The organism is Neobacillus sp. MER 74, from assembly GCF_023714155.1.
In genome coordinates, this window is the sequence record NZ_JAMAUV010000068.1 from 1 (window position 1) to 552 (window position 552).

Below are 552 nucleotides of genomic sequence, written 5' to 3' on the forward strand. Positions count from 1 at the left end.
ATTGCAAACAACTTTGTTTATTTTACTTCGTAAAAAAACTTGGTGCGGGTGAAGGGAGTCGAACCCCCACGCCTTGCGGCGCCAGATCCTAAGTCTGGTGCGTCTGCCAATTCCGCCACACCCGCATTATCGAAAGTTATTTCGCTTTCGTAAAAAACTATGGTGAGCCATGAAGGACTCGAACCTTCGACCCTCTGATTAAAAGTCAGATGCTCTACCAACTGAGCTAATGGCTCGTACTAAAGGTGCCGGCGAGAGGACTTGAACCCCCAACCTACTGATTACAAGTCAGTTGCTCTACCAATTGAGCTACCCCGGCGTAATGTTTGAAAGGTAAATATGGTGGAGGATGACGGGATCGAACCGCCGACCCTCTGCTTGTAAGGCAGATGCTCTCCCAGCTGAGCTAATCCTCCATATATTCAGCCTGGCAACGTCCTACTCTCACAGGGACGCGTGTCCCAACTACCATCGGCGCTGAGAAGCTTAACTTCCGTGTTCGGTATGGGAACGGGTGTGACCTTCTCGCCATTGCTGCCAGACTATTTGGTT

4 tRNA genes and 1 rRNA gene are annotated in these 552 nt (G+C 50.2%); all 5 read right to left on the reverse strand.

The features are described 5' to 3' along the window. Positions 1 to 40: 40 nt before the first annotated feature. Positions 41 to 125, reverse strand: a tRNA-Leu gene (locus M3610_RS27465). A 35-nt stretch (positions 126 to 160) separates the two neighbouring features. Continuing rightward, a tRNA-Lys gene (locus M3610_RS27470) sits at positions 161 to 236 on the reverse strand. 10 nt (positions 237 to 246) lie between these two features. Next, positions 247 to 319 (reverse strand) — tRNA-Thr (locus tag M3610_RS27475). Positions 320 to 340: 21 nt separating this feature from the next. Further along, positions 341 to 416 (reverse strand) — tRNA-Val (locus tag M3610_RS27480). Positions 417 to 425: 9 nt separating this feature from the next. Then, positions 426 to 542 (reverse strand): 5S ribosomal RNA (rrf, locus tag M3610_RS27485). Between the last annotated feature and the right edge of the window lie 10 nt (positions 543 to 552).